This window comes from Fictibacillus terranigra, from assembly GCF_030412265.1.
Taxonomy (GTDB): domain Bacteria; phylum Bacillota; class Bacilli; order Bacillales; family Fictibacillaceae; genus Fictibacillus_C; species Fictibacillus_C terrinigri.
Genome location: NZ_JAUHLN010000002.1, coordinates 1,223,481 through 1,246,710, shown reverse-complemented (window position 1 = coordinate 1,246,710; position 23,230 = coordinate 1,223,481). Strand labels below are relative to the sequence as shown.

The window sequence follows — 23,230 nt, the reverse complement described above, 5'->3', positions numbered from 1 at the left end:
CTGAGAAAGGCGGGGATGTTGATGACGACTCAGGTTGCTGGCCAAAAAATGTATCTAGCCGGAAGATGGGTGCACCGTGAAAGAACGATTGTGGTAAGAGATCCTCAGGATAACAGCTTCATAGACACGGTCCCGGCGGCCTCCAAAGAAGACATGCTGGCTTGTATTGAACAGGCCAGGGAAGGGGCCAAGATTGCGGCTGCCATGCCGGTATATGAGCGGATGGACGTCATTCATAAAGCGGCAGACTACATTGAAAACCATAAGGAAAAGTACGCGTTGACGATTGCAAGGGAGGGCAGCAAAACGATACGTGAGGCAGCAAAGGAAACCGCAAGATGCATTCAGACCCTTCGGATCAGTGCAGAAGAGGCAAGAAGGATACACGGGGAGACCATTCCGTTCGACCAGATGGAAGGGAACGACAACCGGGTCGGCTACTATCAGCGTTTTCCCATTGGCATCATTGGAGCGATCACTCCATTTAATGATCCGCTGAACCTGGTCGCCCATAAAGTAGGCCCGGCCATTGCCTCAGGAAACGCCATCATCGTTAAGCCGGCTACTGTCACTCCGCTAAGTGCGCTGCTACTCGCTGAAGCTTTTGCCCATGGGGGGCTGCCTCCAAAAGTCTTGTCCGTTATCACGGGACATGGAAATGAAATTGGCGATGTGCTGGTCACCCATCCTGCTGTCCGAATGATTTCCTTTACAGGAGGAGTGGAGGCAGGAGAAGAGATTGTGAGAAAAGCTGGCTTGAAAAAAATCAGCATGGAGCTTGGCTCTAATTCTCCTGTGATCGTTCTGGAGGATGCCGACCTTGAAGCGGCGGTTGAATCAACCGTTTCCGGAGCATATTGGGCAGCCGGGCAAAACTGCCTGAGCGTCCAAAGAATATACGTACAGCAGAGTGTGATGCGGAAATTTGAGTCGGCCTTCGTGGCACGTACCAACCAATATCGTGTAGGCGATAAGCTATCTGAGGATACCGATATCGGCCCTTTGATTTCGGAAAAGGAGGCGTTGCGTGTAGAGAAGCTGGTCCATGAAGCGGTTGAAAAAGGTGCTGAGCTGCTGACTGGAGGGAGACGGGACGGTGCGTTCTACTATCCGACGGTGTTAAAGAACATTCCCGACGAAAGCACGGTGGCTAAGGAAGAAATTTTTGGTCCTGTAGTGATGCTTTATGAAGTGACGGATGTAGACGAGGCCATCGAAAAATCAAATGAAGTCAGCTACGGGCTGCAGGCAGGCATTTTTACAAAAAACATCGATAAAGCACAAAAAGCGATCGCCAGGATGGAAGTTGGAGGCATCATGATCAATGACAGCAGCGATTACCGGATCGACGCCATGCCGTTTGGAGGAGTGAAAAAGTCAGGCTTGGGGCGAGAAGGCATTAAATTCGCGATTCAAGACATGACCGAGCCTAAAGTGGTCTGCTATAAACTGTCAAACTAAAAAAAGAAAGAGGGATAAGGAGAGAGCAAGATAACTGTAATTTGAGGAGGTACGATATGGAAAGAGGACAAAACGAACAGCTGACCAAAGAGGATATCACGATTGTTGATACCAAAATTGCGAAAAAATCAATACTTGGAACATCTCTCGGCAATGCGATGGAATGGTTTGATTTTGGCATCTATTCTTATTTAGCAGTAACGATTGGTAAAGTGTTTTTCCCTGAGATCGATCCTTCTGCCCAGTTAATCTATGCTTTTGCAACATTTGCAGTAGCTTTTATTGCAAGGCCGATCGGCGGTATGTTCTTCGGAATGATGGGAGACCGTATCGGACGGAAGAAGGTCCTCGCCATCACCCTGATCATGATGGCGGTCGCCACATTAAGCATAGGCCTTATCCCGGGTTATGCTACAATCGGTGCTGCAGCTCCTGTCTTATTGCTTCTTGCCCGAATGGTACAAGGTTTTTCAACGGGGGGAGAATATGCGGGCGCCATGACCTTTATTGCTGAATCCACTCCGGACAAAAAGCGAACTTTCATGTCGAGTTTCCTGGAAGTTGGAACGCTCGTTGGTTTTATAGCTGGATCCGGTTTAGTGACATTGCTTACTTTTCTGCTTGGATCTGAAACCATGCTTGCATGGGGCTGGAGGATTCCTTTCTTTATCGCTGCTCCATTAGGACTGATTGGGTTATACTTCCGGTCGCATTTAGAAGAAACACCTGCGTTTCAGGAAATGAAGGAGACCAAGAAGCAGAAATCCGTAAAAAATATTTTTACTGAGCATTGGCGTTCTCTTCTTATCTGTATTGGTGTCGTATTTTTCTATAACACCATCAACTATATGATCCTTACTTACATGCCGTCCTATTTGTCAGAGCAGCTCGGTTTTGGGGAAACAAAGGGATTGGTCCTTATCCTTTTCGTAATGATCGCCATGATTCCCTTTGTATTGCTGATGGGATATTGGGGTGACCGCATCGGACGAAACCGGCTGATAATCACAGCGCTGATCGGCATCATCGTTCTTAGTATCCCTGCATTTTTTATGATGGGAACGGGTTCAAGCATATTCGCGTTTTTTGGTCTGCTGGTCCTGAGCTGTTTGTTCACGGCTTTTCAAGGGACCCTGCCTGCTGCTTTGCCATCCTTGTTTTTTACAGAGGTGCGTTATGGTTCATTGGCGATCACATACAATGTATCCACCTCCATCTTTGGAGGAACAACACCGCTGGTTGTCGCATGGCTCGTTAAAGCCACGGGTTTCAACATGCTGCCTGCTTATTATTTAATTGGAGTATGTGTCATTGGACTAGTGATCGTTGCCCTTTTCGTAAAAGAAACAGCGGGCCGTTCATTAAGGGGATCCAATCCTGCAGTTGAACATGAAAGTGAAGTGGACGAACGGTTGGCAAATTCCGCAGAAGCATTTTGGTGGAAGGAAGAATTAAGGAAGAAACAAGAAAAAGCAACAGCAAAACTTGACCCAAGCATTTTGGGATCTCAGCAGAAAAATGTAAGCAATATTCAATAAAACAGAAGCTGTCGGGGAAACCCGGCAGCTTTTTTATGGATTTTATTCTATTTGTCCAGTCATGATTAGCGTGTCAGCAATTAGGGAAAAGGTTTAGTGGAGAAACTATTAATCATTTTATATTTAGGAGGCACGCTGTGGGTGAAAAAAAAAGTAAAAGATTGAAAAGAGAGGATATCACTGTCGTTGATAAACAAATCGCAAAGCAGTCGATTTTAGGTACCTCGCTAGGCAATGCGATGGAATGGTTTGATTTTGGCATTTATTCTTATTTAGCAGTTACCATTGGCAAAGTTTTTTTTCCGGAGGTCGATTCTTCCGCTCAGGTCATCTATGCTTTTGCGACGTTTGCGGTGGCTTTTATTGCGAGGCCGCTCGGCGGCATATTTTTTGGCATTATGGGTGATCGTCTAGGCCGAAAGAAGGTCCTGGCTCTTACTTTAATCATGATGGCAATTGCCACACTGGCCATCGGGCTCATTCCGGGCTATTCTACCATTGGAATTGCCGCACCTATCCTTCTGCTCGCTGCAAGGCTGGTACAAGGGTTCTCAACCGGAGGAGAATATGCAGGCGCAATGACTTTCATTGCAGAATCTACGCCTGATAAGAAACGCAGTGTAATGTCCAGTGTGCTCGAAGTAGGCACCTTGGCCGGCTATATTGCAGGATCTGGCCTCGTCACTCTGCTGACCTTTATTCTTGGATCAGAAACCATGCTGGATTGGGGATGGAGAATTCCATTTTTTATTGCTGCGCCACTTGGCCTTATCGGTTTGTATTTTCGTTCTCATCTTGAGGAAACACCGGCATTTCAGGCCATGGAGGAGAAGAAAGAGGAAAAGAAAAACCGATCATCATTTAAAGAAATTATCGTTAATCATTGGAGATCATTATTAATCTGCGTCGGGGTCGTGCTCTTTTACAATACGATTGTCTACATGGTCCTGACGTACATGCCGTCCTATCTGTCCGAACAGCTAGGTTATGGAGAAACAAAAGGCCTGCTTCTTATATTGATCGTGATGGTGATCATGATTCCATTTGTTTTGGGCATGGGATATTTAGGAGACCGAATCGGCCGAAATAAAATTCTCATAGGGGCCTTGATCCTGACCATCGTTTTAAGTGTTCCAGCGTTTATGCTGGCAGGGAATGAAAACGGTTATAATGCCTTCTTTGGCGTACTGATTCTTGGGTGTTTGCTCACGGCTTTCCAAGGAACGCTTCCTGCAACCCTTCCGTCTTTGTTTTTTACGAATGTAAGATATGGTTCACTGGCCCTAACCTATAATCTTTCCACATCCATTTTTGGCGGCACTACCCCGCTTATTGTCGCGTGGCTGGTGAAGGAAACCAGTAACAATATGATTCCGGCCTATTACTTAATGGCAGTCTGTATGATTGGGATCGTGGTTGTGGTCTTCTTTGTCAAAGAAACCGCCGGCCGGTCGCTGAGAGGCTCTCTCCCTGCTGTTGAGGATCCTAGTGAAATTAAAGAAGTATTAAAAGACCCGGAAGAAGCTTTATGGTGGGAAAAAGAAGAGCCTGAAGATGATCAGGCATTGACTGTAGAGAGCAAGCACACGTAAGACTGGATTTTTGAAGAAGGCTGTCGAGTGACTCGGCAGCTTTTTTGATGGAATTGAGCCAAACTCGAGATATTGCTGGCCGGTTCACCTTTAATCGGCGGCAAGGTGTTTGCGAAATACATATATAGAATCACTGTCGCCTGATGCCTATCCAATCAGAAATCAAATCGGATCTAGTTGCTCAGTGAACAAGATCCCGAGCTGTACGGTTGGGGCGTTTGGCTTGTTGCTGAGAAAGAAACGGGCAAAATTATCGATGATATCGGGTCTAAGGCAAGCCGGATGAGAATCACACAGTTGAGGTTGGCTATGGAATCCTTCCTTCTGCTCAGCAGAAGGGGTACGCGAATGAGGCGGTAAAAGCGATCGTTGATCGGGCCTTTTCTTCGGATCGAGTGAACCGTGTCATTGCTGAATGTCTGAAGGGCAATGAGCCTTCCCTCCGCGTGTTGAAGAAGCTGAACATGGGCAAGAGGGAGAAATGCTTAATTGGGAATTGAGAAAGGAACAATTATGATGGTGAACTGTAAGTAATTGGAAGGTTGGAGGTGGTTGATGCATTTGATGCTTAACATGATTGGATATGGAAGTGCGGTAATTATGTTCATTCCATTAATATTGTTTTTAATAATTGTTTTCACCTTTGTAAAAAGCGAAAAGAAAAAGAGAGATAGACTTCTTCAGATTGAACAAAAGTTAGATCAAATCATCAAGCAGGATCACCGCTTAAAATAGCCATCTTAGCTCTTAGGAAATGGGGATCGTGGATGAAGAAGAGATGGGGCGCTGCCATTCTATTAATCTTTCTCGCAGCCGGACTCTATTTATATGGTGAATTACGGCTATCATTTAAGTTTTTAATAAAACAAGACGTGTTGGCCAATATAAAACAGCTTTAACGGATGTAAATCGGTTTTATGAGAGCATCAATAAAGGCAGTATGCATTTTGCCAATGATTTGCTGGCTTATGGGTTCGATACGGAGAAACCAAGGAATAAAAAAATCTATATTGATCATCAAAAAATGAAGTCCATCTCTCTTGGCAAATACTTTTCCGAGAGCAAATATGCATGGAGCTATAAGAACGTATCCTTTTATTATCCTGAGGATTCAGTGATAACAAACGAGTCTGAACCTGCATACCGCCAGACGAAGTTTTTGAGACAAGACATCCAGTTCTTGTTCTTTTTTTGATTCATATAGATTAAAAAGTGGAAAAAAAGGGTAACTAGTACTTCAGTACTGTTTGTAATAAAAATGTAACATTTCTGAGTTATTTACGTATTATTTTCTATTAAAATAGTATAAAATTGGTGTTTAGGAAAAATAATCTATTTCAGCATAGGGAACAGCTTGGAACAATTTAAGGAGAGTTAATGATGGAAAAGAAAAATTCTGCTTCACGATTGGAAAGAAGAAAACAAAACAAAAGGCCAAAACGTTTTCGGAAATTCCTTACATACAGTACACTAACTTTTCTAGTTCTCTTTCTTGTAGTGGTTATTGGTGGAGGCGCCACTGTATTTTCAGTTGCAAAGGGCGCGCCTGATTTGAACCCGGAAAATCTAAAGTATTCGCGGACGTCTACCGTCTATGACATGAACAATGAAAAGGTCGTTACGATCAGTGGGAAGGAAAAGAGGGATTATGTTTCCATCAAGGATATCCCGCCCCGTGTTCGGAATGCTTTTATTGCGACAGAGGATGTTCGTTTTTACAAACATAATGGAATTGATACGAAAAGGGTCGCGGGCGCCGTCCTTTCCAATATTACTCACGGATTTGGTTCTGAAGGTGCAAGTACCATTACACAGCAGGTCGTAAAGAACTCTTTCTTATCTCCAGAAAAGACAGTGACAAGAAAGATACAGGAAGCCTATTTGGCTGTACAGCTTGAACGCAAATATTCGAAAGATCAGATTCTGGAATTCTATTTGAATAAAATCTATTTCGGGAACAGTGCCTACGGAGTTAAAACAGCAGCCAAAACGTATTTCGATAAGTCACTCGACCAACTGACGATCGGAGAGGCCGCATTGCTTGCCGGATTGCCCCAGCGGCCGAGCGGATACAATCCATTCGAACATCCTGATTTAGCGGAGCAGCGAAGGAATGTCGTACTTTCGCTTTTGCATAAGAACGGATATATTTCGGAGCAGGAAAAAGAGGAAGCTCAGAAGCAGCCGATCAAGAAAATGCTCGTTAAACCTAAAAAGTCTCAGCAGAGATATGAAGCGTTCCTACAGCAGGTCATTAAAGATGCACGGAAAGAGGGCATCCCTGAAAAGGAACTGTTTGAAGGCGGCTTGAAAATCTACACGACGCTCGACCAGGATGCCCAATCTCAAGCGGAAAAGATCTTGTCAACTGAGGATTATATCCGGTATCCAGACAATAAATTCCAGGCAGGGGTCGTTCTGCTGGATACTGAAACCGGCCAAATACGCGCCATAGGTGGCAACAGGCGGGAAGACGACAAACAGGCAATCAGAGGATTTAACTATGCGACCGATACAGAAAGGCAGCCAGGATCTACAATTAAACCGATTCTTGACTATGGTCCTGCGATAGAATACCTTAAATGGTCGACGAATACACCGATCAAGGATGAACCGCTGGAAATCAACGGAAAACAGTTCCAGAACTGGGATAGAACTTATCATGGTACCCTGACCATGAGAGAAGCGCTCGTTCAATCCTATAATATTCCAGCCATTAAAACATTCCAGGCCGTTGGAGAAGCGAACGCGAAACAGTTTGCAGGAAACCTGGGTATTAAGCTGGATACCATCTATCCGTCCTATGCGATCGGAGGATTCAATAAGGGGGTTTCCCCATTAACGATGGCCGGTGCGTATTCTGCTTTTGGAAATAAAGGAGTCTATCATCAGCCGACTACTCTCCGCAAGATTGAGTACCCAAATGGAGTAGTGAAACAGTTTAACCATGAGCCCAAAACGGCGATGAGCGATTACACTGCCTATATGGTAACGGATATGCTGAAGAGTGTTGTCAGCAACGGAACAGGACGAATGGCACAGATTCCAGGATTGGACGTAGCCGGTAAGACAGGAACGACGAACCTTCCGAGCAACGTATATGGCAACGGATCGACAGATTCCTGGTTCGTAGGCTATACCACACGCTACACAGCGGCGGTCTGGACGGGATACGATCACCCTGGCCAGGATGCTTATGTGAAGAAGGAAGATCAAGTGATCGCTAAGCTGATTTTTAAAGAACTGGTATCCCACGTTTCAGAAAATAAGCTTACTGCCGATTTTGAAAAGCCGGGATCTGTTGTTACGAGGGGATCTGAGCTGTACGTTCAAGGAACATCCATCCCGGCCATAGCACAGCCTAGCCAAACGGAAGACAAAAAAGAAGATTCGTCAACCGATGCTGAAAAAGAAAAGCAAGTCCAAGAAAAAGAGAAAAAAGAAGAAGATCAGAAGAAAAAAGAAGAGGAGAAAAAGCCTGAAGATAATGGAAATACCAATCCGGCTACCCCGGTGACACCGCCAAAGGATGATCAAGGCGGCAACGATCAGGGAGGCAATGGCGGTACAGATCAGGGCGGAAATGATCAGGGCGGAAGTGATCAAGGCGGCGATCAGGATAAGCCGACCGAACCAACCACACCGCCTAAAGAGAAACCAGGAGATGGAACCACCAATCCAGGTACAGGAGATAAACCAACGGATCCGGGAACAAAGCCGCCACAGGAGAACAATAATACGAAAAAACCAGAGGATGCGAAGCCAAGTTCTTTGGATTCAAAGACCACGCAAACAGAATAGTCATGAAAAGCTGGAGCTGATGAGAAGCTCCAGCTTTTTTAGAAAGGATTACCTGTTTCGTAAAACAGTAATGAAGCCATCGAGTATATCATGACTTACTTTAAATCAAAAAAGAGATGTAATAATAAGGGCCTTCCGATGGGGAAGGCCCTTAACTTGTCAAAAAGCTTTTATAGTACCTCACCTTACAGATTGTTTTGATCTTTACGGTTCGACAAAGAATACTTGCAAAACCCATCATTTTCATAAAAACAGCGTGCAGCTTATCGAACGGACAAACTTTGAACAACCTCTTGAATGGATCGATACGTGATGTCCACCATCATACTTAGTTCCTCATCTGACATGGAAAGGACGGGCATCATCGTGATGACCGGTCCGAGCTCCCGGATGATCAGTCCTTTGTCCCGTGCGTTTTGGATAATACGGGAGATGACGTCCTCTTGGACACCGAAGACCTCCTTTGTCGTCCGATCCTTTACAATTTCTATACCGATCATTAATCCTCGCTGCCGCACTTCTCCGACAATGGGAAGCTCATACAGGGCATCCAATTTTGCGGACAGCCTTTCCGCTTTTTCATAGACCTCCGCTACAAGGCCGCGTTTTTCAATCAGTTCAATATTTTTTAACGCGAGTGAGCAAGCGAGCTGGTTCCCGGTATAGGTGTGGCCATGATAGAACGTTTTATGCTCTTCCCTTTCACCTAAAAAGGCATTAAAGATCTTGTCATGAGTGATGGTGGCGGCAAGGGGCATGTATCCTCCGGTAATTCCCTTGCCCATAGACATTAAATCAGGCACAACATCTTCCTGCTCGCAAGCAAACAAAGTGCCTGTGCGTCCGAACCCGACTGCTACTTCATCACAGATCAAAAGCACATCGTATGAACGGCACAGCTGCTCCACTCCTTTTAAAAATCCTGCTGGATGTGTCAAAATTCCGGCTGCCCCCTGCACAAGCGGCTCCACAATAACTCCGGCAATTTCAGCAGAATGTATTTCTAACAGTGATTCAAGTTTCGATAGGCAATAGTCTTTAACTGCTTCTTCATCTCCCAGGTCATCCATCCGGTAAGGATAGGGAGACGGGGATGGGAGGCGGTCAAAGAGCAGCGGTCGGAAAATGCGATGGAACAGATCCATCCCGCCGACACTAACCGCACCAACTGTATCGCCGTGATAGGCTTCATTCAATGAGATGAATTTATTTTTGCCGGCATATTTTTCTGCATCGAGATTTTTCCAGTATTGGTAGGCGATCTTCAGCGCGATCTCAACAGCGGCTGCTCCTGTGTCGGAGTAGAATACTTTGGACAGGCTGCCGGGCGTGATTTCTGCCAGTTTTTTCGCTAATAGAATGGAGGGCACATTCGCTGAACCGAGAAGAGTGGAATGGGCGACTTTCTCTACCTGCTGAATGAGTGCCTCGTTCAGCTCAGGCTCACTGTGTCCGTGGACATTCACCCATAGCGAGGCATACCCGTCGAGATATCGCCTGCCTTCTGTATCATAGAGGTAGCTGCCCATTCCCCTCTCAATAATCAGCGGTTTGGACTCACGGTAGGTTTTCATTTGTGTGAATGGATGCCACACATATTCTTTGTCCCATTGTTCCAGGTCAGTGTATGGGATACGCATTGAAAAACACCTCTTTCAGCTGCTGTATATAGTTAGGGTTTTCTAAAAGTGTATGGGTATATCCGGGCAGATCGTCTTTGACATTATTAAAGGCCGGAATACACAAAAGCGGTTTCAGCGCAGTCAGCTTGGCAATCGTTTCAACATTGTCCCTATGGATCATGTTTTCATGCTGATAAAAGTTAAAGATGATCGTTTTGATCTCGATGTTCCGCATGGCAGTATACGATTGTGTGGCAAGAACATGGTGGATGGATCCGAGTCCGCTGGCTGAAACGAATATGACCGGCAGTCCGCAATCTTTGATCAGGTCGGCAGTCATGTAAAAGTGTGTCTCATGTTCAATAAGAGGAACGGCGATTCCGCCGGCTCCCTCGACAAGAACAATATCGTACTCCTCCTTTAACGATTGAATATGATCGATGATACGCTGTTCATCAATCCTTTCACCGGCCAATTTGATGGCGAGGTGAGGGGAGGTTTCTGGCTCGAGCATATACATGCCGCAGTCTTTTAAACCGAGCAGTTCATCATACCAGGAGATATCAGGATATGTATGGTTTGTGTGATTAAGGCCGGTCTGAAAGGGTTTAAAGATGGTGACGCGTTTGCCCATCGCGGTAAGGGATAAGTACAGCAAGGTGGTCGCCGCCGTTTTCCCAATCTCGGTTCCGGTTCCGGTTACAAAGTAGGCTTGGCCCATGGTTTAGCATTCTCCTCTCTGATTATGAATCGTCCCATTCGGGGGCGGGTCTGCACAATGAACAAAGTGCATAGAAAGCATAGGAGCAAATCACCGGGTACGGGAAGCAAGAAACCATACAGAATGGTTTGATTGAATGTAAACGATGTTTGCATGAACCAGTTCATCGCTGCATAAAGCCATATACAGCCAAAAAGATAGACGGTCAGCAGAGAGGCTAAATTGGCAGCCAGAATGGACTTCACTTTGACCAGCTGATACCGATGGATGAGCCAGCCGTTCACAAAGGAGGCCATGACATAGCCGATTAAATAACCAAATGTCGGTTTAAATACATAGCCTATTCCGCCGCCATCCGCAAAAACAGGCAGGCCGATCAGCCCGATCAATACGTAGCACAGCTGGCTGATCAAACCCAATCTCGGCCCGAGGAGGGCACCTGCCAGGTAGACCGATAGGATCTGAAGGGTAAAAGGGATATATGGGATGGGGATCTTGATTAATGCCCCCACCGCGGTCATGGCTGCAAACAAAGCAACATAGGATATGGTTCTTGCGTTCAACACGATCACCTCCTTATGGAAGATTGTTAAAATCCTAGTACAAGTTTGCCTGATTCGCAAATTAATTGTCAACCTAAAATTAATAAAGGTTGACAATTAGAACGAAAAATAAGACCCTTAGATAAAGGGCCTTAACTGAACCTACTATAATCTTGCAAATTCTTCGACCAATTCCTCAAAGCGTTTCAGTGCGTTGACGATCGGTTCAGGGGTAGTCAATTCTACTCCGGTCTTTTTCAGCAGCTCGAGCGGATAATCGGAGCTTCCGCTTTTTAAGAACTCCAGGTAAGAGCTTAATGTCTCTTTATCGCCCTCTAAAATCTTGGTGGCGAGGTGGATCGCTGAAGCAAAACCTGTGGCGTATTTATATACATAGAACGGACGATAAAAATGAGGAATGCGTGACCAGCCGTATTTTACTTCCTCATCGAATACGACCGAATCTCCATTATATTCTCTGAATAGATTTTCATAGATTTGGCTGAAGGCCTCTGCATTCAGCGGCTGTCCTTCCTCCGCTAAAGCGTGGGTTTTCATTTCAAACTCGGCAAACATCACCTGTGTAAACAGGGTACCTTTAAACTGGTCAATAAAGTGGTTCAGCAGATGCTTCTTAAGGTCTTTGTCTGTTTCCTTTTCCAGCAGGTAATTGATGAGAAGCACTTCATTTACGGTAGATGCGACTTCAGCAACAAAAATACTGTAGCCCGCTGTGATTCTCGGCTGATGCTTATTTGAATAATGGCTGTGCATGGCATGCCCCATCTCATGCGCAAGTGTGAACAGACTGTCCAAGTCATCCTGATGGTTCAACAGCACGAAAGGATGGACACCATATAAGCCAAGGTTATAGGCACCAGACCGTTTGCCGCGTGTTTCCCGGACGTCGATATAACGGGCATCTTTAAACTCCTTCAACCGGTCAATATAATCATCGCCGAGCGGTGCGAGAGCCTTGACCATCGTTTCATAGGCCTCGTCATATGGAATATCCAGCTTGATACCTTTAACTAGAGGAGCGCTTAAATCATACTGCCGCAGCTCATCGAGTTCCAGCTTAGCTTTTCGAATCTCCGTGTACCGGTGCATGGAATGAATGTTTTCTTTTGTAGTAGCAATCAGATTTTCATAGACTTCCTTCGGTACGTTATCACCAAACAGACCTTTTTCCAGGGCAGTAGGATAATTGCGGATTTCTGCAAGCGAGACATTATTTTTTATCGCCGATGAAAGCGTGGAAGCGATCGTATTTTTTAAAGCGAGATAAGGCTCATAATACGCCTTATAGGCTTCTTTTCTCACTTCACGGTCTTCATCCTCGATCAGTTTGGAATACATTCCGCGTGTAAGTTCTACTTTTTTTCCGTCCTTATCCGTAACTTCGCCGAACTTAATATCCGCATTGTTGATCATGCTGTATGTGCCGCTTGGAGAGGAGAGCGCTTCACCAAGACGGGAAACAATCTTCTCCTGGTCTTTACTCAAAACATGCGTTTTATAGCGAAAAGAATCAATCAAGTCTTCTTCAAAATAGTTCAATCCTTCTTCTTCCGAAATATACTGCTTCAGCTGAGCTTCTTCCAGACTTAACAGGAAAGGCATGAAAAAGGAAGTGGCCGAGCTGATCTTCACTCCGGCATGCTTGGCACGATCCAGCAAGGACTGAGAATCCGAGCTTCGAGTATCCACGTCCACATTCAGCATCGCATACACATAAACGAGATTGAAGGTGTGGGAGAGTTCTTCCTGTTTTGTGAGATATTCAAGCAGTGACTTTCCTGAATGAATGTTTCCATCGAACGCCTTTAATTCTTCAGCCATTGCCTTCACTTGTTCAAAATCATTTTCCCATTGAGCAAGTGAAGGATAAATGTCGTTAAGGTTCCATTTCTCTTGTTCAGGTACGTCATTTCTTGATTGGTATGTGGTCATATGAGTAACTCCTCTGCATGAAATATCTTTATTCTCTTAAGTGTATTATAGGTCCCATAATATGATTATTGAATTTATTAGACTTATGAAGCCGATTCTCCTTCTTACAAAGGAAATAAGAGGAAGATAAAGAATGGAACAGGATTGGAAAATAACCAATAGATAGAAAACCAACAATGACAGAAAAGAGTAGAACGAGAGACTCAGCCGTATGGATTGAAGATGGCAGAGTGGCCTTAATCAATAGGAGATATTTGGTATTCTTAAAAAAACGATAATAAATGGAATCATCCAGCATTTTCACGGCCGATGAAGGATGAAAAATGAGTAAAAAACCGGCACACGCTGTGAGAAATCACAGAATCTGATGTGCCGGCTTTCTTTTTTGAAGCACTTGTTTAATTTGTTCAATGGCTTCCGAAATATTATTCACTTTTAAGGTAATCCGCTGATCTTCCGGATATTCATCATCCCGGTGTTCGTAACGGGGATCATAATAGTGCTCAAGAAGCAGGCGAACGGCTGAATGGTAGTTTCCTTCCTTCAGGTCATCTTCAATCTGAGCAGCGATGGGTGTATGGATGCGCCGTTTGATTTTCTGAAACGCCGCAACGCATTCGTCATGGTGATCCCAAGGGAGATAGTCTTCAAGAATATGATTTACTCGCTCGTTAATCGGCATATCCAGGAAAATATGAAGCCCTTGCTGTTTTTTTTTCGTTACAAAATTCGGCAGCACGACTTTTCCGATTCGTTTACTCTCAGCCTCCATCAGAATATATGAAGTATCTTTCAAAGCAGACAACTTATGAAAAAGAAGAGATTCAAACATTTTCTGGTTATTCGGCTCAAGACCGATTTCTCCAAAAATGGAACCGCGGTGGCCGGCCAAATGTTCAAGATCAAGCACGGGAAACCCTTGGCTTGCAAGCTCTTGAAGGATTAATGTTTTACCGGAACCAGTATTTCCATGGATAACGCAGGCTTCAGGCGCGAACTCCATCTTTTCGAGGTTTTTTACAATCCACTGCCGGTACACACGAAAACCGCCTTGCAGACGGTAAGCACGAATTCCCATAAGGTCGAGTACAGTCGCAGTGGTTCTGCTCCTCATTCCGCCCCTCCAGCAAAACACAGCCTTCGGACCGGCGATCCGGGAGAATTCTTTGATCAAAGCGGGAAGCTTGGCAGAGACGATTTCAAGACCTCTTTCTTTTGCGGCTTCCACACTTTGCTGTTTGTACAGCGTCCCAACTTCAGCCCGTTCTTCATCATTAAAAAGAGGGATATTCAAGCTTCCCGGAATCGTGGAATCCTTAAATTCAGAGGGGGAACGTACGTCAATAACGGTGATCTCTTTTTTATTGTAGGCTGACATAAGCTCTTCAATAGCAATATCCTGAAACATTTCTTTCCGCCTTTCTATACTGCACGTCTACTTCCTATTATATAGTAATTCCTCTCTATTTTCATTTTAGCCGTTTCCTTGAAACCTTAAAAACTTATTTTTGCATGGACTGTGATATAATACTACCGAATCTATAGATCATAATAAATTTTGGTGGGGAAGCTATGTCTCAGTTCAATGATAGTGTTCAGAAAGAAAAAATAAGCAGCAAAGACGCCATTTGGTTCATCGTCATTTTCATGGCGATTGCTGCGGCCGGACTGCTGTATGTTAAATGGTGGCCGTATTTTCAAAAAGCGATCTCGGCATCGGCTACTCATTCCATTGGCCCTTCCATCCTTGGCGACCAATCCGCATCGAGTTCACCATGGGCTGCGTCATGGGACTATGCCAAAGTCTATTTTCAATCGGTATGGAAAGCAGCCTTGCTCGGAATTTTACTTGGTTCATTAATTCAAGTGCTGCTGCCGTCCCGCTGGCTTCTTAAAGTACTTGGGAAAACATCGTTTGGCAGTACGGCAGCAGGGGGATTGGCGTCCATTCCGGGTATGATGTGTACTTGCTGTGCGGCACCAATGGCCGTTGGCATGCGCAAAAAGAAAGTGTCGATCGGGGCAAGCCTTGCATTCTGGCTCGGCAATCCGACCATTAACCCGGCGACTCTAATATTCATGACGTTTGTGCTATCGTGGAAATTTACGGTGCTTCGGCTATTCTTCGGTTTAATCCTCGTGTTTGGTGTCAGCTACTTTGCCAATCGGTTTGCAAAAAATGCTGCTCCAGTGGATTTGGAGAAAGTGCCTGAAGGCGAGACTTTTCAGGAAGAGGATGGACCTTTCTTCAGCCGGTGGATAAAAAGCCTGGGCATGATGCTGCTCCATATCGGACCTGCGTACATTTTCTCTGTACTTTTACTGGGCGCAGCACGTGTCTGGCTGTTCCCGCAGCTGAGTGAAGCGGCGACCAACAGCTTGTTTGCTGTTATTGGATTTGCTCTTGTCGGAATGCTTTTTGTGATACCGACCGCTGCCGAAATTCCAATCATCCAGACGTTTATGCTCGTAGGCCTTGGGGCAGGACCTGCGGCTGCTTTGCTCATTACACTTCCTGCTCTCAGTTTACCGTCGCTGCTCATCGTTTCCAGATCCTATCCTAAACGCGTATTATTGTTTGTCACAATATCTGTCGTCGTTTTAGGTGTGCTATGCGGAATCACAGGAATGTTTGTTCTTTAAGGTTCTGTTGTACCATTTTTTCATGATCAAAAACCACAGGAAGCCCTGTGGTTTTTTTTATTAAAAGATATTCATCTGGACACATAATGCAGCTCAGCCAATTGTTTGTAGCGGCGAACATCCAAAAGCTCCAGTTTATGCTCGTGGTTCCCAGGCAAAAATAAAGGGATTCCCTGACCAATAATAGTTGGAGCAATCTGAATAAAAAACTCATCAACAAGTTTCTCCTGAAGAAGAGGGAACAGCACTTCGCCCCCGCCTACAATCCATATTCGGTTGCCCTCTTGTTTCTTTAAAGCCTTCGTGAAGCTTACAATATCCTCATTGATGAAATTTACACACTCGTTAGAGCCGGTCATTGTATGAGAAAAAACATAGCATTCCTTTCCTTTATAAAGGAATTGCCTGGGTGAAAGAAGTAACACTTGTTCATACGTTTTTCTGCCCATTAAAATCGTATCCACAGTTTCATAAAATTCAGCATAACCAGCTTCTTCTTCTCCATCTGTACCTATTAGCCAATCCAATGAATGATCGTCTCGTGCAATGTAGCCATCCACACTGGTCGCACCGTAAAATACCAAGTTTCTCGTTTTGGCTTGTATTTCCATCGTTACCCTCTCCCTTATACTGAATGATAGGAATATTTCCGTATGATCAGCGTAGCAAACAAATATGACATCTATTGTCATATAAAATAAAAATGAAGTGCGATTAAAAAAGCCGTCCTTTTTTTGGGGACGGCTTCTGTCATTCTTTCAACTTTTGAGATAACTCATTTAAATCCTTGTTCTTGCCGATGATGACGAGCAGGTCTCCGTTTTTTATAGAATAATCAGGACCCGGAGCAATCGACACCTCTTCATCCGTATGGCGGATGGCGATGACATTCAGCTGATACTTAGCTCTGATGTCCAATGCTTGAATGGTCTGTCCGACCAAGTCTGAAGGAACCTTAATTTCTTCTATACTGTAATCGTCCGATAATCTGAGTTGATCGATGATGTTCGGGTGCATGAGGTTTTGAGCCAGCCGGAGCCCCATATCCCGTTCAGGGAAAACCACTTGGTCAGCGCCGATTTTGGTCAGTACCAGCCCGTGCCGTTTACTGAGTGCTTTGGCGACAATATAGGGCACACCTAATTCTTTTAGCAGAACGACCGTTAAAATGCTCGCCTCCATGTCATCCCCGATCGCAACGATCACTACATCAAAGTTACGGAGACCGAGGCTCTTCATACTGTCTTCATCTGTACTGTCAGCGATAAATGCCTGGCTCAAGTCATTCTGTAGGTCTTCCACCTTATCTTCTCTTATATCAATGCCGATAACCTCGTTTTCTTCCTCATATAGTGCTCTCGCCAAATGTGAGCCAAACCGTCCAAGTCCAATAACGGCATACTGTTTTTTCATGTGCTTTTCCCTCTCTTTCAATGTTAGCCGATCATATATTTTCCTTTTGGATAGCGATAGAGTTCCCTTTCATTCCGTTTGGCCAGAGCGATGGCTACCGTGAGCGGTCCTAGCCTTCCGATAAACATCGTGAGAGCAATAATGATTTTTCCAAATGAAGAAAGGTCCGGTGTAAGTCCCATGGACAGCCCTACGGTTCCGAATGCGGATACGGCTTCAAACAAGATTTTTAAAAAGTCATTTTCATGTTCAGTGACCGATAAGAGCATCGTAACGACGATGACAAGAATCAATGCACTTAAGATAACGGTCAACGCCTTATAAATCATGGTCGGAATAATCCGCTGTTTAAAGAACACCACATCCTCTTTTCCTTTAATTTGAGACCAGGCGGCCCCAAACAGGGTCACGAAAGTCGTCGTCTTAATCCCGCCTCCGGTCGACCCCGGTGAAGCCCCGATAAACATAAGGATAATGGTGAGCAGGAGAGTAGGATGAGTCAAATCCGGAATGTTTAAGGTATTGGATCCCGCTGTCCGTGGGGTTACGGCCTGATAAAAGGATGCGAGCCACTTGCCTGCCGGAGAGAGCGGCTCAAGAGTCCTGCTGTTCTGCATCTCCAGCAGGAAGACAAGAATAGTGCCGGCCACAATCAGGATAGCGGTGGTGGAAAGGACGACCTTGGTATGTAACGAAATATTTTTTAGTTTTTTTCGATGCTCAATGAGATCACCGACAACAATAAACCCAATCCCTCCAAGGATAATAAGAGTCGCAACCGTGAGCGTAACGATGGGGTCTTCTTTATATTCCGTCAGACTCTTGAATCCTCCCATGATGTCAAAGCCGGCATTATTAAAGTTGGATACGGAATGGAAAATCCCGAAATAAATGGCTTTCTTTACCGGCATGTCCATGGCAAAGCGTAGAGTAAGCAAGATGGCTCCAATCAGTTCAGAAACACACGTAAACAGGATAATCGTTTTTGCCATTTTCACAATTCCCTGGGTCGAGGCATTATTTAACGCTTCCTGTAGAAGAAGACGTTCTCGAAACGATATTCTTCTCCTGATGATCAGTGCGAAAAATGTGGAGAAGGTCATAAAGCCCAAACCGCCGATCTGAATGAGAGAAAGGATGACCAGCTGCCCAAAAACGGTAAAGGTATCACCCGTGTCCGTGACGATCAGCCCCGTCACACATGTAGCTGAAGTCGAAGTAAAAAAGGCATTAAGAAACGACATTCCGTTTCCATCACGGGTCGCCATCGGTAAACAAAGCAGAAAGCTTCCGAAAATAATGATTGCAGCAAATCCTAATACGAGTATTTTAGGAGGGGTCCATATAAAGCGCTTCCTCCGTTTATCATCTGGCATAGTCGCACCTTCCTTTCAGAAAATAGTGATTATGTATTACCCTTTATTATCATGTTTTAAAGCCGAGTCATTCACATATTAATGAAATTAGCTGTATTAATCATTATCCTCAAGAATGATCAACTATTCGCACCTGCTTTTATCTTCTATCTGCCCGATGCCTTTGCTTCATTTGGCAGTCTTGGGCGCCGGCTCATTGCGGGAATTATTGCTATTTTCATGGTAAAAACAAAAAGAACGGCAGACGGCCGTTCTTTTGTTAGAAAGCAGAAAGACATTGTTTTTGTTTACTAGTTAAAGGGTATAACTACTTAAATCAAGAATATGGAAGAAGAGGGGCTAAAATGGCAGATAAGAGCGGAAACCATAAAGTGTCCGGGATTTATTTAAGACGCAGTCTTTGGTCTGGCCTGCTGTTCGGGATAGGATTGATCGCATTTATTGACGAAACGGTCTTCCATCAACTGCTTCATTGGCATCATTTTTACGATAAGTCTACCCTTGAGATTGGTCTGGTTTCAGATGGACTTTTTCACGCGTTCAGCTGGTTTTCCACGATCGGAGCACTTTTTATGTTAGCTGATTTAAAGAGACGAGAGGCATGGCATGTTAAGCGGTGGTGGGGAGGCGTACTGTTAGGAGCGGGGGTGTTTCAGTTGTATGACGGGATCATCCAGCATAAGCTCATGCTCCTCCACCAAATTCGCTATGTGGATAACGTGTTTTACTATGACATGATCTGGAACATCTTCGCATTGGCCATGATCGGGATCGGAACGGCAATCATTTCGGCGGCAGGGAAAGGGACGATTCGGCAGAAAGGGCGTTTCCAATGAACCACGCAGAAATGAATCATGAATATTGGAGTGTCTCACATTACATGCTGTTGTCCATTGCTTTGCTGCTTATCATTTTATACATAATGGCCGGGGTGACGACAAGCCGGTGGAAACATCTAAGATCATGGCCGCTTCACCGTTACTTATTATGGTGTGGAGGAATAGGATGTGCAGCTGCACCGCACATTGGTCCACTCGCCGTGTATGCCCAACATCATTTTATATTCCATATGGCCAATCATCTGCTGCTCGGCATGCTGGCTCCGCTGCTTCTTGTTCTTGGGGCACCCATTACGCTTGTGTTTCGGACACTCCCTGTGATCTATGCAAGAAAATTATCATTCATTCTGAAGCTTTGGCCGTTTCGCTTGGCCACACATCCGCTTATTGCGTCTGTCTTCAACATCGGCGGGCTATGGGTGCTTTATTCAATGGATTTGTATCCTTTGATGCATGAGCATCAGTGGTTGTTTGTTCTTGTCCATCTGCACATCTTTCTGGCTGGACTCGTTTTTACTTTATCCATCATCTACATTGATCCTGTTTTCCACCGGTACAGTTATATGGTTCGTGCCGTTGTGTTTGTAGCCGCACTTGCCGGCCATGGAATCCTTTCGAAATTCCTTTATGCCTATCCTCCGCCTGGTGTTTCAAGGGAGGAGGCAGAAATTGGAGGCATGCTGATGTACTACGGGGGAGACATGATCGATCTTGTTCTGATCCTTGTTTTTTGTCAACAATGGTATAAATCCGTGAGAACGGTGACAAAAAAGGTGCCAGTGACCGACTTTTGATTCGGTTCTGGCACCTCTCACTTTCATTAGGTGCTACGCGTGAGCAGCCTCGGGCATTTCAAGGTGAAGGGGAGGAGGAACCAACCATCCCTTTTCTTTCATCATGCGCTATAGACGTACACCGAACTGGGCTTTGTTCATGTGGAACTGTCCAAACATTGCTCCGATATCTTCCCGGATGGATTGCCCCATAATTTGGCTGCAAGCAACTAATCCTGCTCCTCCATCTTTTGCAACAGATGCTGTAATTTCAGCATCGTTAAAGCGGGCTCCTGCAGGAATGCTTCCTAAAGAAGCTGTTGGACGTTCGGGGGGTGCTGGCGGTAAACCAATTCCATTGGCTTTTAGCACCTTTTCGACCTGTTCAATTTCTTGTTTCATGGCTTGAACATTTAAGGAAAAGATAAGGGTTGGAAGGGAGGAACACCATAATGAATAAAATCACAGCTTTTGTATGTGCAATGGCTATTTCCATTTTCACCTTTTCCATGCCAGCCTCTGCAGAACGTGGTACGGACAGGATGGACCGTGGCACAAATATGACAAACGATATTACGAACGATAATTATAACGATCGCACTCCAGCTACTCGAAATGTCACTACGGCTAACGATAACAACGATAATGATTCTAACTGGGAATGGATCGGACTTCTTGGTTTAGCGGGGCTTCTAGGACTTAGACGCAGAGACCGGGAAGAATCAACGCGCTAAGACGATAAAAGTACCCCATGTGATGCATAATGGGGTATTTTTTGATTATAACTTTGTTCCAGTATAAATTTGAATCGCATCCCTTAAGAACTCGGCTGTTCCTGGCTGGTCTTTGTCATAGTGCTGTTTGAAGCGGTCATCGTCAACATACATTTGCGCCAGACCCGCATGTGCTTCTTTATTGTATTCACTCCAGTGAAAGCAGAGCCATTGCTTATGAAGGTCGGCTGTTTTTTGAGCCAGTTCTCCTGCAGGGTCTCCGGTTTTAAAAGCCTCTGACAAAGCGGCCCTCAATTCATCCCCTAGCCGTGTAACCTCCTCATACTGTTCCTGCGTCATATTTTTCAGTTGTATATTGGATTGATTAACCGTCTCCTCCCCGTATTTTTCACGAATCTCTTTCCCGTATTGTTTTTCGTTATCATCAATGAGCTTTTGTTTTAAGCCTTCAAATTTTTCTTGATCCGTCATCGTCATTCTCCCTTCAGATGAAGCAATTGTTTTTTCCACGTTCTCAATAAGAAGTTCCAATTGCTTTTTCTTGTCAAGAAGCTTCTCACGGTGTTTGATAAGAGCTTCGGTCCCGTTGAAGGAAGGATCACTCATGATCTCTTTAATCTTTTCCAGACTGAGCCCTAGCTCCCGGTAGAATAAAATTTGCTGCAGACAGTTGACTTCGGACTGGCCATAAATCCGGTAGCCTGACGAATTGATCCTTGCCGGCTTAAGGATGCCAATCTCGTCATAATACCTTAAGGTCCTCGTACTGATTCCGGCCAGCTTTCCTAACTTTTGCACCGTATATTCCATGTGATCACCTCCTGACCTCCTAAATGTACACCTTGACGCTGCGTCAATGTCAAACCCATTTTTATATTCTTTTACAACGCATTTCAAGTTATAAAAAAATTAAAACCCCTGTTCAAGAGAGCGGGGTTAAAGTAATACTACATGAGTTCTCCGGTCATCACAGACATAAAATCATGGTAAAGCTAATTTAGAGGAGGACTTTAGTCGTATCTTTAAAGGAAAAAAATCTGAAAGGAGAGAATGTGTCCAACGTACCTGTTCTAAAGTTCCAAGGCCTGATTCATTGGAGCAAGAACAACAGATCTTCGGGCTGCTTCCATTTTCAACGCGTCATATAGAATGGGTAACCATTAAAGAGGAGAGGATTATGAATGAAAAAATCTTTTGCCGCATTGCTGGCGGCGAGTACGCTGTTCTCTTTTGCCCCGTTGACCGCCTATGCCGACCATCAGGAAGGCCAAAAAAATGTGGAGTATGTCGCTTTAGGAGACTCGATAGCCGCAGGAATGACCCCTTATGGTGACATTGACAAGAGCTATCCGGATTTTATAAGCAGCTATTTCAAACGATCAAATGTCAGTCTTAAAGATTATGATAATTTCGGGGTGCCAGGATATACTTCTGAACAATTAAAAAATGATGTTCTTGCTAACCCTGAAGTTATAAAGGAAATTCGTGGAGCGACCCATATTACCATCAATATTGGAGCCAATGATCTCTTCCGTAAACTAATGACTGATCCGAGAAATGCTTGGGAAGGTATTGAAGCGGCTAAGGCCAACCTGCAAACCATCCTGGAAAAAATTGATCTGTTGAATGCGGATGTGCATGTATATGTGATGGGGTATTACAATCCATTTTCTTATTATGACAAGGAAAGCCAAAATTTCTTGGTGCCGTTAAACGATGCACTAAATTCCGCGATTGAAGAGAAGGCAGGGTCCAACGGAGATTTGTATGTTCCAACAGGAGGAAAAATTGATTCCCATTTCGAAAAATATATGCCGAATCCTGAAGATAACCATCTGAATGTTAAAGGATACAAAGCTATTGCAAAACAGTTTTGGCATGTAATGGAGAAGGATGTGAAGTAAAAGAAAGAGGACTTGGATGTCCTCTTTTTTTATTTGATTTGAGTCTTCCACCTATCCCAGGCCTCTCTATATTCCGGAAGGTCTTCAGGATGGTGCTGGGCGCTTCTGGACAGACGTGAAAATAGTCTGAGCAGCACTTCCTCAGAGAGTGCTTGATCATCGTACTTCCACATGGTCAGGATAGAGCAAAAAAGCGCAAACACAAGATCATGGATCGTATGTCCAATGAAAGGCTGAGGATCAATGACACCTGAAAGCTGGTTTTCTGAAAACAAAAAATTGGGATATCCACAATCTCCATTCGTATTCACCGGCACG

General features: G+C 44.7%; 22 protein-coding genes and 2 pseudogenes. 13 read left to right on the top strand and 11 right to left on the bottom strand.

What is annotated here, in order from left to right; genetic code table 11:
• The first annotated feature begins 21 nt into the window (after positions 1-21).
• From QYF49_RS14350 to QYF49_RS14325, 7 genes and pseudogenes are all read left to right on the top strand, one after another.
• Positions 22-1,461 carry an aldehyde dehydrogenase family protein gene (locus QYF49_RS14350; RefSeq protein WP_290400247.1) on the top strand — a complete coding sequence of 480 codons (1,440 nt, stop codon included), beginning with the start codon at positions 22-24 and terminating at the stop codon, positions 1,459-1,461.
• 56 nt (positions 1,462-1,517) lie between these two features.
• Complete coding sequence (locus tag QYF49_RS14345) at positions 1,518-2,999, top strand: MFS transporter (protein WP_290400246.1); 1,482 nt, start codon at positions 1,518-1,520, stop codon at positions 2,997-2,999.
• Positions 3,000-3,136: 137 nt separating this feature from the next.
• The gene (gene proP / locus QYF49_RS14340) at positions 3,137-4,591 is read left to right on the top strand and encodes a glycine betaine/L-proline transporter ProP (RefSeq protein WP_290400245.1); all 1,455 of its coding nucleotides are present in this window, start codon (positions 3,137-3,139) and stop codon (positions 4,589-4,591) included.
• A gap of 293 nt (positions 4,592-4,884) precedes the next feature.
• Positions 4,885-5,091, top strand: a pseudogene (locus tag QYF49_RS25790) (GNAT family N-acetyltransferase); the annotation flags it as partial.
• Positions 5,092-5,146: 55 nt separating this feature from the next.
• Complete coding sequence (locus QYF49_RS14335; RefSeq protein WP_290400244.1) at positions 5,147-5,326, top strand: hypothetical protein; 180 nt, start codon at positions 5,147-5,149, stop codon at positions 5,324-5,326.
• A gap of 32 nt (positions 5,327-5,358) precedes the next feature.
• Positions 5,359-5,490 carry a hypothetical protein gene (locus QYF49_RS14330; protein WP_290400243.1) on the top strand — a complete coding sequence of 44 codons (132 nt, stop codon included), beginning with the start codon at positions 5,359-5,361 and terminating at the stop codon, positions 5,488-5,490.
• A 481-nt stretch (positions 5,491-5,971) separates the two neighbouring features.
• Positions 5,972-8,392, top strand: a complete 2,421-nt coding sequence (locus QYF49_RS14325; RefSeq protein WP_290400242.1) for a transglycosylase domain-containing protein — start codon at positions 5,972-5,974, stop codon at positions 8,390-8,392.
• A gap of 263 nt (positions 8,393-8,655) precedes the next feature.
• Here the strand turns inward: QYF49_RS14325 and bioA are convergent, their stop codons facing one another.
• The 5 genes from bioA to mnmH form a co-directional block, all read right to left on the bottom strand.
• The gene (bioA, locus tag QYF49_RS14320) at positions 8,656-10,032 is read right to left on the bottom strand and encodes an adenosylmethionine--8-amino-7-oxononanoate transaminase (RefSeq protein WP_290400241.1); all 1,377 of its coding nucleotides are present in this window, start codon (positions 10,030-10,032) and stop codon (positions 8,656-8,658) included.
• Positions 10,013-10,735: a dethiobiotin synthase gene (bioD, locus tag QYF49_RS14315; RefSeq protein WP_290400240.1), complete on the bottom strand. Its 723-nt coding sequence runs from the start codon at positions 10,733-10,735 to the stop codon at positions 10,013-10,015. Before bioD ends, bioA begins: the two co-directional genes overlap by 20 nt.
• Positions 10,714-11,298 carry a biotin transporter BioY gene (locus tag QYF49_RS14310; protein WP_425589576.1) on the bottom strand — a complete coding sequence of 195 codons (585 nt, stop codon included), beginning with the start codon at positions 11,296-11,298 and terminating at the stop codon, positions 10,714-10,716. Before QYF49_RS14310 ends, bioD begins: the two co-directional genes overlap by 22 nt.
• 144 nt (positions 11,299-11,442) lie before the next feature.
• Positions 11,443-13,230 carry an oligoendopeptidase F gene (pepF, locus tag QYF49_RS14305; protein ID WP_290400238.1) on the bottom strand — a complete coding sequence of 596 codons (1,788 nt, stop codon included), beginning with the start codon at positions 13,228-13,230 and terminating at the stop codon, positions 11,443-11,445.
• A 355-nt stretch (positions 13,231-13,585) separates the two neighbouring features.
• The gene (gene mnmH / locus QYF49_RS14300) at positions 13,586-14,638 is read right to left on the bottom strand and encodes a tRNA 2-selenouridine(34) synthase MnmH (RefSeq protein ID WP_290400237.1); all 1,053 of its coding nucleotides are present in this window, start codon (positions 14,636-14,638) and stop codon (positions 13,586-13,588) included.
• 164 nt (positions 14,639-14,802) lie between these two features.
• Here mnmH and QYF49_RS14295 point away from each other — a divergent pair, with 164 nt between their 5' ends.
• Positions 14,803-15,873, top strand: a complete 1,071-nt coding sequence (locus QYF49_RS14295) for a permease (RefSeq protein ID WP_290400236.1) — start codon at positions 14,803-14,805, stop codon at positions 15,871-15,873.
• Between the two features lie 71 nt (positions 15,874-15,944).
• Here QYF49_RS14295 and QYF49_RS14290 read toward each other — a convergent pair whose 3' ends face one another.
• The 3 genes from QYF49_RS14290 to QYF49_RS14280 form a co-directional block, all read right to left on the bottom strand.
• Positions 15,945-16,484: a dihydrofolate reductase family protein gene (locus tag QYF49_RS14290; RefSeq protein ID WP_290400235.1), complete on the bottom strand. Its 540-nt coding sequence runs from the start codon at positions 16,482-16,484 to the stop codon at positions 15,945-15,947.
• 139 nt (positions 16,485-16,623) lie between these two features.
• Entirely contained in the window at positions 16,624-17,286 is a 663-nt protein-coding gene (locus QYF49_RS14285) for a potassium channel family protein (RefSeq protein WP_290400234.1), read from the bottom strand.
• A gap of 23 nt (positions 17,287-17,309) precedes the next feature.
• On the bottom strand, positions 17,310-18,662 hold the full coding sequence (locus tag QYF49_RS14280) for a TrkH family potassium uptake protein (RefSeq protein ID WP_290400233.1): 1,353 nt from the start codon (positions 18,660-18,662) through the stop codon (positions 17,310-17,312).
• A gap of 81 nt (positions 18,663-18,743) precedes the next feature.
• Between QYF49_RS14280 and QYF49_RS14275 the strand changes: the two genes are divergently transcribed.
• From QYF49_RS14275 to QYF49_RS14265, 3 genes are read left to right on the top strand one after another with little or no spacing between them, the layout of a single operon-like run.
• Positions 18,744-18,956 (top strand): hypothetical protein, encoded by a 213-nt coding sequence (locus QYF49_RS14275; protein ID WP_290400232.1) that lies wholly within the window; start codon positions 18,744-18,746, stop codon positions 18,954-18,956.
• A gap of 50 nt (positions 18,957-19,006) precedes the next feature.
• Positions 19,007-19,498 carry a DUF2243 domain-containing protein gene (locus tag QYF49_RS14270; RefSeq protein WP_290400231.1) on the top strand — a complete coding sequence of 164 codons (492 nt, stop codon included), beginning with the start codon at positions 19,007-19,009 and terminating at the stop codon, positions 19,496-19,498.
• Positions 19,495-20,295, top strand: a complete 801-nt coding sequence (locus QYF49_RS14265; RefSeq protein ID WP_290400230.1) for a cytochrome c oxidase assembly protein — start codon at positions 19,495-19,497, stop codon at positions 20,293-20,295. Before QYF49_RS14270 ends, QYF49_RS14265 begins: the two co-directional genes overlap by 4 nt.
• A 33-nt stretch (positions 20,296-20,328) precedes the next feature.
• Here QYF49_RS14265 and QYF49_RS14260 read toward each other — a convergent pair.
• A pseudogene (locus QYF49_RS14260) lies at positions 20,329-20,682 on the bottom strand (DUF3231 family protein); the annotation flags it as partial.
• Between the two features lie 41 nt (positions 20,683-20,723).
• On the opposite strand from QYF49_RS14260, the gene QYF49_RS14255 reads away from it, so the two are divergent.
• A complete protein-coding gene (locus tag QYF49_RS14255; protein ID WP_425589592.1) occupies positions 20,724-21,008 on the top strand; it encodes a WGxxGxxG family protein in 285 nt (94 codons plus the stop codon).
• Positions 21,009-21,053: 45 nt separating this feature from the next.
• Here QYF49_RS14255 and QYF49_RS14250 read toward each other — a convergent pair whose 3' ends face one another.
• Entirely contained in the window at positions 21,054-21,818 is a 765-nt protein-coding gene (locus QYF49_RS14250; protein ID WP_290400228.1) for a MerR family transcriptional regulator, read from the bottom strand.
• A 371-nt stretch (positions 21,819-22,189) separates the two neighbouring features.
• Here QYF49_RS14250 and QYF49_RS14245 point away from each other — a divergent pair, with 371 nt between their 5' ends.
• On the top strand, positions 22,190-22,912 hold the full coding sequence (locus QYF49_RS14245; RefSeq protein WP_290400227.1) for an SGNH/GDSL hydrolase family protein: 723 nt from the start codon (positions 22,190-22,192) through the stop codon (positions 22,910-22,912).
• Between the two features lie 29 nt (positions 22,913-22,941).
• Here QYF49_RS14245 and QYF49_RS14240 read toward each other — a convergent pair whose 3' ends face one another.
• A complete protein-coding gene (locus QYF49_RS14240; RefSeq protein ID WP_290400226.1) occupies positions 22,942-23,223 on the bottom strand; it encodes a hypothetical protein in 282 nt (93 codons plus the stop codon).
• Between the last annotated feature and the right edge of the window lie 7 nt (positions 23,224-23,230).

What these genes read in the sequence shown, in the direction of transcription:
- pepF (WP_290400238.1), bottom strand. Translation starts at nt 13,230, where the DNA reads ATGACCACATACCAATCAAGAAATGACGTACCTGAACAAGAGAAATGG.
- QYF49_RS14270 (WP_290400231.1), top strand. Translation starts at nt 19,007, where the DNA reads ATGGCAGATAAGAGCGGAAACCATAAAGTGTCCGGGATTTATTTAAGA.
- bioD (WP_290400240.1), bottom strand. Translation starts at nt 10,735, where the DNA reads ATGGGCCAAGCCTACTTTGTAACCGGAACCGGAACCGAGATTGGGAAA.
- QYF49_RS14280 (WP_290400233.1), bottom strand. Translation starts at nt 18,662, where the DNA reads ATGCCAGATGATAAACGGAGGAAGCGCTTTATATGGACCCCTCCTAAA.
- QYF49_RS14330 (WP_290400243.1), top strand. Translation starts at nt 5,359, where the DNA reads ATGAAGAAGAGATGGGGCGCTGCCATTCTATTAATCTTTCTCGCAGCC.
- QYF49_RS14325 (WP_290400242.1), top strand. Translation starts at nt 5,972, where the DNA reads ATGGAAAAGAAAAATTCTGCTTCACGATTGGAAAGAAGAAAACAAAAC.
- QYF49_RS14275 (WP_290400232.1), top strand. Translation starts at nt 18,744, where the DNA reads ATGAAATTAGCTGTATTAATCATTATCCTCAAGAATGATCAACTATTC.
- QYF49_RS14290 (WP_290400235.1), bottom strand. Translation starts at nt 16,484, where the DNA reads ATGGAAATACAAGCCAAAACGAGAAACTTGGTATTTTACGGTGCGACC.
- QYF49_RS14350 (WP_290400247.1), top strand. Translation starts at nt 22, where the DNA reads ATGACGACTCAGGTTGCTGGCCAAAAAATGTATCTAGCCGGAAGATGG.
- QYF49_RS14285 (WP_290400234.1), bottom strand. Translation starts at nt 17,286, where the DNA reads ATGAAAAAACAGTATGCCGTTATTGGACTTGGACGGTTTGGCTCACAT.
- bioA (WP_290400241.1), bottom strand. Translation starts at nt 10,032, where the DNA reads ATGCGTATCCCATACACTGACCTGGAACAATGGGACAAAGAATATGTG.
- QYF49_RS14245 (WP_290400227.1), top strand. Translation starts at nt 22,190, where the DNA reads ATGAAAAAATCTTTTGCCGCATTGCTGGCGGCGAGTACGCTGTTCTCT.
- QYF49_RS14295 (WP_290400236.1), top strand. Translation starts at nt 14,803, where the DNA reads ATGTCTCAGTTCAATGATAGTGTTCAGAAAGAAAAAATAAGCAGCAAA.
- QYF49_RS14250 (WP_290400228.1), bottom strand. Translation starts at nt 21,818, where the DNA reads ATGGAATATACGGTGCAAAAGTTAGGAAAGCTGGCCGGAATCAGTACG.
- QYF49_RS14335 (WP_290400244.1), top strand. Translation starts at nt 5,147, where the DNA reads ATGCATTTGATGCTTAACATGATTGGATATGGAAGTGCGGTAATTATG.
- QYF49_RS14345 (WP_290400246.1), top strand. Translation starts at nt 1,518, where the DNA reads ATGGAAAGAGGACAAAACGAACAGCTGACCAAAGAGGATATCACGATT.
- mnmH (WP_290400237.1), bottom strand. Translation starts at nt 14,638, where the DNA reads ATGTTTCAGGATATTGCTATTGAAGAGCTTATGTCAGCCTACAATAAA.
- QYF49_RS14265 (WP_290400230.1), top strand. Translation starts at nt 19,495, where the DNA reads ATGAACCACGCAGAAATGAATCATGAATATTGGAGTGTCTCACATTAC.